Below are 11,993 nucleotides of genomic sequence, written 5' to 3' on the forward strand. Positions count from 1 at the left end.
TCACCCCGACCCGAGCAGTGCGGCGGCCACGTCGTCGGGCATCCCCCGGAACGCGTGCACCGCCGCGATCCGGCACCGCGCGACGCGCCGCAGCACGGCGACGCGGTCGGCGCGGGCCCCGTCCCAGGCGGCCAGCACACCGCGCTCGACGGCCGCGGCCGCGGCGCGGTGACCGCGCGCCGCGGCGAGGTCGAGGTGCGCGAGCAGGTTCGCGACGTCGAGCGCCGGGTCGGCGAGCGCCGCGGTGTCGACGTCCAGGAGCGTCACCCGCCGCCCCAGCAGCACCTGCCCGTCGTGCAGGTCACGGTGCGCGGGGACGGGCGCGGCCGGAGGCAACCGGCGCAGGGCCGCGGTCGCCGCGTCCGCCGCCGCACGGAGCCCGGGCGCGGCGACGCCGAAGGCGAGGGCGTCGGCGACCCACCGGTCCAGGACGGCGGCCTCGGCGGCGGTGTCGTGCACCGGCAGGTCGTCCGCCCCGGACGCGGCGAGCGCGGTGACGGCGGCGCCCGTGCGCCGGCCCGCCTCCTGGCAGGCGCCCACCTCCCCCGTGCGCAGGACGTCGGTCATCTCGACGCCGTCCGCGGCCCGCAGCTCCAGCCGTCCCGGGGCGCTCGCCGCGACGTCGACGAGGTCGGGGGCGTCCGACGTCCGCCCGCGGACCGGCACCAGGGCCGCGTCCAGCACGGCGTGCCGGTGCAGCGCGGTGCGCGTCGCGGCCGGGGAGGCGAGCTTGACGAAGGTGTCGCCGCGACGCAGGACGGCCCGCTTGCCGAAGCGGTGCGCGAGGAGCCGCCCGGGCAGGGCGTGCACGTCCCCGAGCCGCGGGTCCTGCGCGCGGAGGCGGACGGGGCCGCCGACCGAGGCCGCGGTCCCGGCGACGACCCGGCCCGCCGCGTCCCGGCCCTCGAGCGCGAGGCCGGCCTCCGGTCGTCCGCCCCGCCGCGGCCACACCCGCGTCCAGACGGGGGGCGTGCCCGGGGTCGGCTCCGCGGTCACGCGCTCACCGCCCGCGCGGCGACGTCGAGGAGACGGCGCGTGGCGCCGGCCCAGCCCGGCCGACGGCGCCGGAACGGTTCCGGGGCGCGCAGCAGGGCCGCGGCCGCCCGCAGGACGCCCGGCACCTCCTCGCCCGGTTCCCCGGGGTCCGCGTCCTGGGCGACGACGGCGGCGTCCCAGGACGCGAGGTCCCACCCGGCGGGGGCGCGGCAGGCGCGGTCGACGTCGAGCACGACCCAGCCGTGCGCGGTGTGCAGCAGCTGGTCCGGGGAGAGGTCACCGTGCGCGAACACCACCGGGTCCAGGTCCGCCGCGTCGGCCTCGGCGGCCGCGGCCCAGCGGTGGGCCGTGCGCCGCAGCCGGTCCGCGAAGCCGGTGTCGAGGACGACGGTCCCCCGGACGGCCTGGTCCACGGCCCGCTGCAGTCCCGCGCGGTCGAGCACGGGCAGGCGGCCGGCGTCGGTGCGCGCCCAGCCCCGCACGAGGGCGGACACGGCGGCGCGGTCGGCGGCCGTGGCGGCCCGCCCCGGCAGCCACGGCGTCCGCACGCCGTGCCGGCCGAGCGGTCCGGCGGACGGGGTCGCGATCCCCGCCGCGCTCAGGGCGCGGGCGGCGTGGACGCTGCGCACCGCGGTGCCGGCGTCGGCGTGGACCTTGCGGCACTCCCCCGACGCCCCGTGGCGCAGGACGGCCCGCCGGGCCGGGTTGTGCGCCACCGTCCGGGCACCGCGGGCGGCCTCGGCCAGGTCCGGCAGGGCCCGGTCGGTGAGGGCGGGGACCCGCACGAGCCGCAGCCCCTCGTCGAGGACGGCTGCCCCACCGGCGGCGCGGACGTCCTTGCCGACCTTGCGCCACGACGCCGCCGAGTGGGCCGTCACCAGCCACCACGGACCGCCGTCGCCGGGGTCGACGGCGGCGCGCAGCGAGGTGGACGGCTTGTAGCGCAACCGGTCGACCCGCGCGGCCGGCATCCCCGTCCACCGGCGCAGGAGCACCTCGTCCAGGACGGTCAGCACCCCCGGGACGCCGGGGTCGGCGTGCGCGAGCCGGGCGTCGACCCGCAGCTCCTCGGTGGGCGGGAATCCGGTCACGGGGTCGGTCACGGGGTCGGTCACGGGGTCGGTCACGGGGTCGGTCACGGGGTCACTGCCAGAGCGCGTCGAGTGGTGGGCACGGGGTGGAACCGGCCCTCGCGCACCTCGACCACCCGGTCGCACCGTGCGAGCAGCGTGGGGTCGTGCGTCACCAGGAGCGTCGTCCGCCCGTCGGCGAGCCGGTCGAGGGCTTCGAGCACGGTGTCCGCGGACGCGGCGTCGAGCCCGGTCGTGGGTTCGTCCAGCAGCAGCAGCCCGGGGTCGCGCAGCAGGGCCCGGGCGATGGCCAGCCGCTGCCGCTGCCCGCCGGAGAGCGAACTGCCCCGCTCGGCGACGACCGTGTCGTAGCCCTGGGGCAGCGCGGCGACGAAGTCGTGCGCGCCGACGTCCCGGACGGCACGTTCCACGGCCTCGTCGTCGGCGTCCGGACGGCCGAGCCGGACGTTGTCCCGCACGGTGCCGGCGAAGAGGAACGGTTCCTGCAGGACGACCGCGACGTGGTCGCGCACGTCCTTGCGGCGCAACGTCGTCAGGTCGTGACCGTCGAGCAGGACGCGGCCCGCGCTCGGGTCGAGCAGGCGCAGGAGCAGGTGCAGGGCGGTCGACTTGCCCGACCCGCTGGGGCCGACGACGGCGATCCGCTCGCCGGGGTGCACGACGAGGTCGGCCCCGTCGAGGACCCGTCGCCCGGGGCCGCGCTCGACGACGACGCCCTCGAAGCGGACCGAGCCCCGCAGCCGCCGCAGCGACGTGGCGTCCGGGGCCTCCGGCAGGGGTTCGGCGCGGCGCAGGCAGTCCAGGACGCGTTCGCCCGAGGCCGCCGCCCGCGCGATGCGCCCGGTGTGCTTGGCCAGGTCGCGCACCGGCTTGAACGCGGCCTTGAGGTAGGTGAGGAAGACGACGAGCTCCCCGACGCTCAGGGCGCCCCCGCTGACGCGCAGCGCCCCGACGACGAGGACGACGGCCGTCGCCAGGCCGACGAGGACGTCGACGCGCCGTTCGAGGCCGGCGGCGAGCCGGCGCGCGCGGACCCCGTCGCGCAGGCTGCCGTCGTTGGCGGTGCGGAACGCCTGCGACCGGTGCTCCTGCAGGTCGTAGGCCTGGACGAGCCCGATCCCGGAGAACGCCTCGGAGGTGTCGGCGGCCAGGACGCCCTCGCGGCGGCGCTGGTCGCGGCTGGCGTCGGTGATGCGCCGCCCGCTGCGCCGGCCCGAGAGCAGCATCAGCGGGGCGACGGCGACCACGGCGAGCGCCAGGAGCGGGTCGAGCACGACCATGACGACGGCCATCGCGAGGAACGTCACGACGCTGCCGACGAGCGGCAGCCCGGCCGTGATCGCGGCCTCCTGGACCCGGCCGACGTCGGAGACGACGCGCGTGACCAGGTCGCCGGCCCGGGAGCCGGCGTGGAAGGACGGCGCGGCGTGCAGCAGCCGGGAGTGGACCTCGGCCCGCAGCCTGGTCGTGGTGCGAGAGCCCACGACGGCGAACGCCGTGGCCGTCAGGTACGCGCACAGCGCCCGGCCCGCGGCGAGCAGCACCACGGCCAGCCCGGCGAGGACGACGACCCGCAGCGTGCTCGGGGCAGCCCCCGCCGCGGGGTCGGCGGCCAGGGGCACGACGTGGTCGACGACGACCTTCAGGGGCCAGGGTTCGGCGAGCCGGAACGCGACCTCACCGAAGAGGGCCAGCAGGCCCCCGGCGGCGATGCGCCGCGAGCCGCGGGTGTGCGGGGCGACGAGGGCGACGGTGTGCCGCAGGGCCTGCTGGTCGACCGGCGTGCTCACGCGGGGACCTCCTGCCGGGTGGTGACCGGGGACAGGCCGGCGAGGGAGCGGTCGACGACGCGGGTCCACGTGCCGCGCTCGACGACGGCCCGGCGGCCGGCGGCCCCCAGGGCGGCGCGCAGCGACGGGGTCGTCCGGAGCCGTTGCAGCGCAACGGCCAGGGCGTCGACGTCGCCCGCGGGGACGAGGAGCAGCTCGGTCCCATCGCGGTAGGTGGTCGCCAGGTCCCCGACGGTGGCGGCGACGGTCGCGGTCCCGCACGCGAGGTACTCGGCCACCTTCAGCGGGGAGAAGTACCGTGCCCCCGCGGGGTACGGCGCCACCGCGACGTCGGCGCGGGCCAGCAGGGCCGGGACCTGCGCGGGGTCGACGGCGCCGGGAGCCTGGACCGCCAGGCCCAGCTCGGCGGCACGGGCCAGGGCGGCGGCGCGTTCGGGCCCGTCGCCGACGAGCAGCAGCTCGAGGGCCGGCCCGGGCTGCGCGCGCAGCCGCCCGACCGCCTCGACGAGCAGGTGGACGCCGTGCCAGGGGCGGAAGGCGCCGACGAAGGCGATCCGCAACGGCGCCGCGGCGCCGGTCCGGCCGGGGTCCCCGGCGGGCCGGAACCGGTCGACGTCGACCCCGTTGGCCACCACCCTCACGTCCGCCCCGGGCGCGAGGTCGCGGATCCAGTCGGCCACGGCCGAGCTCACCGCGACGACCCGGCGCGCCGCGACGAGGGCCCGCCGGGTGCGGTCCCAGGCCGTCGCGACGTCGTGCAGGCTGCGGTGGCGGGCCTGCTCGACGGGCAGCGGGGCGTTGACCTCCAGGACGGCGGGCACGCCGAGCTCGGCGGCGACCTCCTGTGCGGCGCAACCGAACAGCGCGTACCGCTCGTAGACGAGGGCGCCTGCGTCGGCGCCGGCGACGAGCTCCCGGACCAGAGCGGCGACCTGCCCGTCGGCGGCCACGAGGTCCTGCTCGCGCTCGGCCCGCGAGCGCCCGCCGGGCAGGTGGACCGGGTGCGTGCGCACGCCCGCCAGGCCCGCGCCGGGCTCCCCGCCGGGCCGGGTCGTCACCACGTGCACGTCGTGGCCGGCGGCGAGCAGGACGCGCAGGACCTCCTGGACGTGCACGGAGCAGCCCTTGCCGCCGAAGACGGGCACCCCGGGGTCGAGGCTGACGACGACGACGCGCATCAGCGCACCCCCGCCGGCTGCAGCGCCGGAGCCTGCGGCGACGCGACGGCGGTGGAGACGGCGGTGGAGAGGTCCCGCAGCCGGGCCGCCTGGGTGCGTACGTCGAAGAACTGCTCGACGCGGGTGCGGGCGGCCCGCGCGTACCGCCGGCCGAGCTCGGGGTCGTCGAGGAGCCGGCGCAGCGCCGCCGCCAGCGCGACCGGGTCCGCCTCGGGGACGAGGGTGCCGGTGATGCCGTCCAGCACGGCCTCGGGGATGCCCGTCACCGGGGTGGACACGACGGGGGTGCCGAGGGCCATCGCCTCCAGCAGCACCGTCGGCAGGCCGTCGCGGTCCCCGTCGGGGGCGACGACGCACGGGGCCGCGAACACCGCGGCCCGGCGCAGCAGGGCGGCGACCTCGTGCTGGGGCAGCGCCCCGGCGAACTCGACGGCGTCGCCGAGGTCCCGGGCCCGCTCCCGCAGGGACGTCTCCAGCCGTCCGCTGCCGGCGAGGACGAGGCGGACGGGATCGCCTGCGGCGCGCAGGATCCGGACCGCGTCGAGCAGGTCCTCGAAACCCTTCTTCTCCACGAGGCGGCCCACGGCCGCGACCACGCGGTCCCGCCGGAGGGGGGCGTGGTGCTCGAGGGCGTCGAGGTCCAGGCCGTTGTGGACGCGGACGACGTTCGCCGCGGGGTGGTGACGCTGCAGGTGCCGCAGGTTGTAGTCGCTGACGGTGACCACGGCGGCGGCGTCGGTCAGCACACGGTCCAGCAGGGCCGGGTCGGCCGGTGGCACGTAGATGTCCTTGGCGTGCGCGGTGAGGGTGTAGCCGGTGCCGAGCAGCGCCGCGGCCAGCCGCGTGGTCCGTCCCGGCAGCGTGGCGAAGTGGGCGTGCAGGTGGGTGACCGCGTTCTCGCGGGCCCACAGCGCGACCCCGACGGCCTGGGCCGCGACGGCGACCTCCTCGGCCAGCAGCTCGGGCAGCGTCGCGGCGAAGCCCGGGAGGTGCTCCGCCCGGCGCAGGGCCGCCCACAGCGCGCCGCTGGACCGGCCGGCGGTCTCCTCGATCCAGGTGACGGGGGCGTCGACGCCCGCCAGCAGCGCGTGGAACCGCGGGTCGGTGGGGGCCCGCAGGCTCGCGACGGCGATCCGCTCGCCCTGCGCTTCCCGGGCGGCGATCTCCCGGACGACGAACGTCTCGGAGAACCGCGGGTACATCTTCACGACGTAGCCCGTGGTGGGGGTGGTGTCAGCTCGCACGGCGGGACTCCGTTCGGGGGGAGGTGGGGGTGCGGAAGAGGTGGCCGGCCCGGTGCTGGACGGCCCGCAGGCCGTCGAGGGGGCTGCGGCGGCGCGCGGCCGCGTGGTGCACGTCGCCCCGCACGGCGCGGGCGATCCAGTCGGCCAGCGCGGCCGGATCGGGGTCGGTGAGGTGGTCGAGCATCCCGCGCCGGGACATGGCCCGGGCCCGGACGAGCTGTTCGCGGCGCGGACGCGTGCGCGGCACGACGAGGGCCGGGGTGGAGGTGGCCAGCACCTCGGCGACGGTGTTGTAACCGCCCATGCAGACCACGGCGTCGGCGTCCGCCGCCCAGTCGGGGAAGGCGTCGGTGAAGGCGACGACGTCGAGGTCGGTGCGGGCGCGCTCGGCCCGGTCGAGGTCGGCGAGCAGGTCGGCCGCCGCGAACGGCCCGGGCAGCAGGACGAGCCGCGTCCGCGGCGGCAGCGGGGTGGCGAGCAGCGCCCGGGTCAGGTCGGCCCCGTCGACACCCCCACCCACCGCGGCCAGGACGGTGCGCTCCCCCGCCCGGCCCACCGGCTCGACGCCGTGGCGGCGACCGTCGGCGAGGTAGCCGAGGAAGCGGGTGGAGCGGGCCAGGTGCGGGGGCAGCCCGAGGTCGGCCCGCACGTCGTGGACCGCGGGGTCCCCGTAGACCCACACCTCGTCGTACCAGCGGTCCAGGGCGGCCTCCCCGCCGTCGCGCTGCCACTCGCGCCGCGCGGTCGCCGGCCCGTCCAGGACGTCCCGCAACCCCAGCACGACGCGGGTGCCGCCCCGCGTCCGCAGGTCCTCCAGCGCCGGCTCGAGCTCGCCGTGGAAACCCCGCGGGACCTTGTCGACGACGAGCAGGTCCGGCTGCCACGCGGCCAGGGCCCCGGTGAGGACGGCCGAGCGCAGGCCGACGACGACCTCGAGGGGGACGTCGAGCGCCCCCGCCTCGTACCGACCGGAACCGTCCTTGGTGATGGTGGGCAGCACGAGCAGTTCCACCCCCTCGGGGCGCTCGAACCGTTGCGCGGCAGGAGAACCGGTGACGACGAGGACGTCGGGCCGCTCGTCGCCGGCCCGCAGGGCGGCCGCCAGCGCCAGGTTGCGCCGCAGGTGGCCCAGTCCGCACGTGTCGTGCCCGTAGAGGGCGACCCGCGGACGCGGTGGGGAGGACTTCGTCACGGCAGGCTCCTCGGGGGTGGGCTGACCGGCTGGTTGCCGACGGGTGACGACGCTAGGGACGGAGCGTGAGGGGGACGTGAGCCGACGATGAGGGGGTTCTCATCCACGCCTCATGACCGGGGCCGCCCCGGCGGCGACACTGGAGCGGTGCGAACTCCTGCGGTCGTGGGTCTCCTGGGGGCGGGTGCCGTCGGCGTCCTGGCCGTCGGCTTGTCGATGGCGTGGGCCGACGAACCGGCCGAGGACTACGGCGGTCCCGTCCTCGCCTCACCCGGCGCCCCCGCGCCCACCCCGTCCGGGCAGGTCTCCCCGACCGGAGCCGTCCCGGCCCCGACCTCCCCCGCCCTCACGCTCGCCCCGGTCTCCCCCGCGGCCCCCTCGAGCCCCACGCGGGTCGGCGGCGGCCTGGTGACCGTGCCCCCGCCCGGCGCCGTCCAGCTCGACGACGACGACGCCCCTGACGACGGGGACGACGACAGCGACGACGACGAGGCGGACGAGGCGGACGAGGCGGACGACGACGAGTGAGGCCCCGTCCACCCCGCCGCCCGCTCCTGCGCACCGTCCGCGCCAAGGTCCTGGCCGCCGTGCTGGCGGCCGCCGGGTTCGGCCTCGTGCTCACCGGCGCCGTGTCCGTCCTGGTCCAGCGCGGCACCACCGACCAGCGCGTCGACGCCTCGATCGGCCAGGAGGTCCAGGAGCTGCGCGTGTTCGCCGCCACCGGCGTCGACCCGCGCACGGGCCGGCCCTTCGCCTCCGTCGTCGACCTGCTGCGGGCGAAGATCGAGAGCGACGTCTCGGACGAGTACGAGACGGCGCTCGGCATCGTGCGCGGGGGACCCACCTACGCCTCCGCGGTGCGCCCCTTCGACCTCAACACCCCTGCGGTGCGGGCGTTCGCGCTGGGGCTGACGCCCGACGCCCCAGCCACCACGACGTTCGTGACGACCGCCGAGGGACGCATGCAGGTGACGGCGGTGCCGGTGGCCCTGACGCCGGCCGACCCGGCCCAGCCGTCGGAGGGCGTCTACGTCGTCGGCCACGACCTGTCGCCGGAGTACCGGCTCGTCGACGAGAACACCCGCAACTTCGCGGTCACGGCCGTCGGCGCGCTGCTGCTCGTCGCGGCCGTCGGGTACCTCGTGATCGTGCGCCTGCTGCGCCCGCTGGACCACCTGCACGCGGCCGCCGTCGGGGTGGGCGCCGACGACCTCTCCCACCGCGTGCCCGTGCACGGTGACGACGACGTGGCCGACCTGGCCCGCGGCTTCAACGGGATGCTGGAGCGGCTGGAGTCCTCCTTCGAGAGCCAGCGGCAGTTCCTGGACGACGCCGGGCACGAGCTGCGGACGCCGCTGACGATCGTGCAGGGGCACCTGGAGCTGCTGGACGTCGCCGACGAGCGGGACGTCGCCGAGACGCGCGCGCTGGTGCTCGACGAGCTGGCCCGCATGACGCGCCTGGTCGACGACCTGACGCTGCTGGCCAAGGCCCGCCAGCCCGACTTCGTGCGGCTGGCGCCCGTGGAGGTCGGTCAGCTCGTCGACGAGGTGTTCGACAAGGTCGTGCCGCTCGGCGAGCGGGACTGGCGCGTCGACGAACGCACCGAGGTGACCGTGGCGGCCGACGCCCAGCGGCTCACGCAGGCCGTCGTCCAGCTCGTGTCCAACGCCGTGAAGTTCACCCGGCCCGGCGACCTCGTCGCCCTGGGCAGCGCCGTGCACGACGGGGAGCTGCGCCTGTGGGTGCGCGACGACGGCCCCGGCGTCCACCCCGACGACCTCGAACGGATCTTCGAGCGCTTCGGCCGCGCCGCGACGGGACGGGGTGTCGAGGGGTCCGGCCTGGGCCTGTCGATCGTCACCGCCATCGCGGAGGCGCACGCAGGTCGCGTGGACGTGCGCAGCGCCCCCGGCCAGGGCGCCGTCTTCACCCTCGTCCTGCCGCTGGCCGCCCCGGCGGAGACCGCCGCCACGGGCGCGACCCCCGCCGGGCTCCGTCCACCCGCCCCCCAGGAGGTCCCGTGACGAGCATCCTCATCGCCGAGGACGAGACCCGCATCGCGGCCTTCGTCGAGAAGGGACTGCGCGCCGGCGGCTACGCGACGACCATCGCGACGGACGGGCGCACCGCCCTGGACCTGGCGAGCACGGGCCTGTTCGACCTGCTCGTGCTCGACATCGGCCTGCCCGGGATGGACGGCTTCGAGGTGCTGCGGCGGCTGCGGGCCGACAAGCACGGCCTGCCGGTCGTCATCCTCACCGCACGCGACGCCGTCGACGACACCGTCGCGGGCCTGGACGGAGGCGCCGACGACTACGTCACCAAGCCGTTCCGCTTCGAGGAGCTGCTGGCCCGCATCCGGCTGCGGCTGCGCGACGACCGGTCGGCGGAGGTGACCGTCCTGAGCGCCGGGGAGCTGCAGCTGGACCTGCTGACGCGCACGGCCGCCGTCGGGGGGCGGTCGGTGGCGCTGTCGAGCCGGGAGTTCTCCCTCGCCGAGGCCTTCCTGCGCCACCCCGGCCAGGTCCTGTCCCGCGAGCAGCTCCTCAGCTCCGTCTGGGGCTACGACTTCGACCCCGGGTCCAACGTGGTCGACGTCTACGTGCGCTACCTGCGCAAGAAGCTGGGCGCCGACCGCTTCGAGACGGTGCGCGGCATGGGGTACCGGCTCCTGGAGCGGTGAGCGGGCGCCGACGGGAAGCTTCGGGCGCCGGGTCTGGTTGTGCTGTCCATGAGCACTCAGGCACTGACCCTGGAGACGCACGACGAGACCGTGAAGGACGGGATCGTCCTCATCGACTTCTGGGCCGACTGGTGCGGGCCGTGCAAGCAGTTCGCTCCCGTCTTCGAGCAGGCCTCCGAGCAGCACGACGACATCACCTTCACCAAGGTGGACACCGAGGAGCAGCAGCAGCTCGCCGCCCGCTACGGCATCACCTCGATCCCGACGCTGGTCGCCTACCGCGACGGCATCCCGGTCTTCGGCCAGCCGGGCGCCCTGCCCGGGCCCGCCCTGGAGGACCTCATCCAGCAGGTGAAGTCGCTGGACATGGACCAGGTGAAGCAGCAGTACGCCCAGGCCCTCGAGGCCCAGCAGCAGCAGGCCCAGGAGCAGGCGCAGCAGCAGGCCGCGCCGCAGCGCCAGGGTGTGCGCGCCGGGACGGACCCCGCCGCCTTCTGACGATCCACCGCGATCCACCGTGAGAGCCCCCGTCCGCACCGGACGGGGGCTCTCGCGCGTTCGGGCAGGATCGCGCCGTGGACCGAGGACACCTGCACCACCTCGAGCTGTGGCGCGACGACGCCACGGCGCCCGACGGCCCGTGACCCTGGCTGCTCACCCGCCTCGCCTGGGCCCGCCCCGACGACTGGCACGTTCGGGCACGAGGTCACCCCGCGCCCGGTCATCGAGCACGAGGTCACCCCGTGCCCAGCACCACACCGCACGCCTCAGGACGCGCGGCGGTAGCGCACGTGCGTCGACCGCGGCGACGTCACGACCTCCACGGGCGTGAAACCGAACGTCTCCACCCCGTCGAACAACCGCTCGCCCCCGCCCAGCAGCACCGGTGCGACGTCGAGCGTCAGCTCGTCGACGACCCCGGCCCGCAGCGCCTGCCGCGCCGTGGACGCACCACCGGCGATGTCCACCCCGCGCCCGTCCGCCGCCTCCACGGCCGCGGCGTACGCGGCGTCGAACCCGTCGGTGACGAAGTGGAACGTCGTCCCGCCCGCCTTCTCGACCGGGTCGCGCGGGTGGTGCGTCAGCACGAACACCGGCGCGTGGTACGGCGGTTCCTCACCCCACCAGCCGGTCCAGTCCACCCCGTCGACGGGTGCCCACTCCCCGCGCACCGGCCCGAACATGTTGCGGCCCATGACGTACGCACCGCGGGGTCGCATGAGCCAGCCGACGGCCGTGCGGTCGGCGTCGTGGTCGGGTTCGCCGAGGTGCCAGCGGTGCAGCTCCACACCGCCGCGGCCCAGCGGGTCCGCCAGGCTCTGGTCCGGACCGGCGACGTAGCCGTCGAGGGAGAGGGACAGGTGGCAGGTGGTGTCCGTCATCGCGCCAGCCTCGACCCCGCCCGGGCCCGGTGCCAACCTGTCGACGGCCCGACGTGGCCTGCCGCCCGTGCCCTGCGCCGCGACCTCGCCGCGCTCGGGCTGGACGTGAGCCACTCGGCGGCGCTGGAGTTCCACACCGCCGTGCTGGGGTTCAAGTGCTCGTGGGAGCACCGCCCCCGACCCGACCTGCCGCTGCACGCCCGGGTCCGCCGCGACGACGCGGAGCTCGACCTGTCCGAGCACCACGGCGACGGCACCCCGGGGACGGTCGTGCGGGTGCCCGTCCGGGACGTCCGCGCCCTGCGTCGCGAACTCTCACCGCGGTTGGCCCCCCGGCAGTTCCCGGGGGTCGAGGACGACGCGCCGGGTGGCCCGACGATGACCGTCCTCGACCCCTCCGGGAACTCCCTGCGGTTCTGCCGGCAGGGCTGAAC

Annotated in this window: 12 protein-coding genes; 5 read left to right on the plus strand and 7 right to left on the minus strand. The window is 76.9% G+C overall.

Translation table 11 applies throughout. The annotated features are described in order from the left end of the window. The 6 genes from AB1207_RS19790 to AB1207_RS19815 are packed head-to-tail and all read right to left on the minus strand — an operon-like array spanning position 1 to position 7,491. On the minus strand, positions 1-996 hold the full coding sequence (locus AB1207_RS19790; RefSeq protein WP_367640173.1) for a hypothetical protein: 996 nt from the start codon (positions 994-996) through the stop codon (positions 1-3). Beyond that, positions 993-2,135, minus strand: a complete 1,143-nt coding sequence (locus AB1207_RS19795; RefSeq protein WP_367640174.1) for a hypothetical protein — start codon at positions 2,133-2,135, stop codon at positions 993-995. The genes AB1207_RS19790 and AB1207_RS19795 overlap by 4 nt, the downstream gene beginning before the upstream one ends. Next, on the minus strand, positions 2,132-3,877 hold the full coding sequence (locus tag AB1207_RS19800; RefSeq protein WP_367640175.1) for an ABC transporter ATP-binding protein: 1,746 nt from the start codon (positions 3,875-3,877) through the stop codon (positions 2,132-2,134). The genes AB1207_RS19795 and AB1207_RS19800 overlap by 4 nt, the downstream gene beginning before the upstream one ends. Beyond that, a complete protein-coding gene (locus AB1207_RS19805; RefSeq protein WP_367640176.1) occupies positions 3,874-5,055 on the minus strand; it encodes a glycosyltransferase family 4 protein in 1,182 nt (393 codons plus the stop codon). Before AB1207_RS19805 ends, AB1207_RS19800 begins: the two co-directional genes overlap by 4 nt. Beyond that, positions 5,055-6,299, minus strand: coding sequence for a glycosyltransferase (locus AB1207_RS19810; RefSeq protein ID WP_367640177.1), 1,245 nt, complete (start codon positions 6,297-6,299; stop codon positions 5,055-5,057). The genes AB1207_RS19805 and AB1207_RS19810 overlap by 1 nt, the downstream gene beginning before the upstream one ends. Continuing rightward, a complete protein-coding gene (locus AB1207_RS19815) occupies positions 6,289-7,491 on the minus strand; it encodes a glycosyltransferase family protein (RefSeq protein WP_367640178.1) in 1,203 nt (400 codons plus the stop codon). Before AB1207_RS19815 ends, AB1207_RS19810 begins: the two co-directional genes overlap by 11 nt. Before the next feature lie 147 nt (positions 7,492-7,638). Between AB1207_RS19815 and AB1207_RS19820 the strand changes: the two genes are divergently transcribed. Genes AB1207_RS19820 through trxA form a run of 4 tightly spaced genes read left to right on the plus strand, consistent with a single transcriptional unit; the run spans position 7,639 to position 10,675 of the window. Beyond that, a complete protein-coding gene (locus AB1207_RS19820) occupies positions 7,639-8,019 on the plus strand; it encodes a hypothetical protein (protein ID WP_367640179.1) in 381 nt (126 codons plus the stop codon). Further along, a complete protein-coding gene (locus AB1207_RS19825) occupies positions 8,016-9,518 on the plus strand; it encodes a sensor histidine kinase (protein WP_367640180.1) in 1,503 nt (500 codons plus the stop codon). Before AB1207_RS19820 ends, AB1207_RS19825 begins: the two co-directional genes overlap by 4 nt. Beyond that, positions 9,515-10,177, plus strand: a complete 663-nt coding sequence (locus tag AB1207_RS19830) for a response regulator transcription factor (protein ID WP_367640181.1) — start codon at positions 9,515-9,517, stop codon at positions 10,175-10,177. The genes AB1207_RS19825 and AB1207_RS19830 overlap by 4 nt, the downstream gene beginning before the upstream one ends. Before the next feature lie 48 nt (positions 10,178-10,225). Further along, entirely contained in the window at positions 10,226-10,675 is a 450-nt protein-coding gene (gene trxA, locus AB1207_RS19835) for a thioredoxin (RefSeq protein WP_367640182.1), read from the plus strand. 269 nt (positions 10,676-10,944) lie between these two features. On the opposite strand, the gene AB1207_RS19840 is transcribed toward trxA, so the two are convergent. Then, positions 10,945-11,559, minus strand: coding sequence for a dihydrofolate reductase family protein (locus tag AB1207_RS19840; protein WP_367640183.1), 615 nt, complete (start codon positions 11,557-11,559; stop codon positions 10,945-10,947). Here AB1207_RS19840 and AB1207_RS19845 point away from each other — a divergent pair. Further along, the gene (locus AB1207_RS19845) at positions 11,539-11,991 is read left to right on the plus strand and encodes a glyoxalase superfamily protein (protein ID WP_367640184.1); all 453 of its coding nucleotides are present in this window, start codon (positions 11,539-11,541) and stop codon (positions 11,989-11,991) included. The genes AB1207_RS19840 and AB1207_RS19845 overlap by 21 nt on opposite strands. Positions 11,992-11,993: the final 2 nt, after the last annotated feature.

Source organism: Kineococcus endophyticus (assembly GCF_040796495.1).
GTDB classification, from domain to species: Bacteria; Actinomycetota; Actinomycetes; order Actinomycetales; family Kineococcaceae; genus Kineococcus; species Kineococcus endophyticus.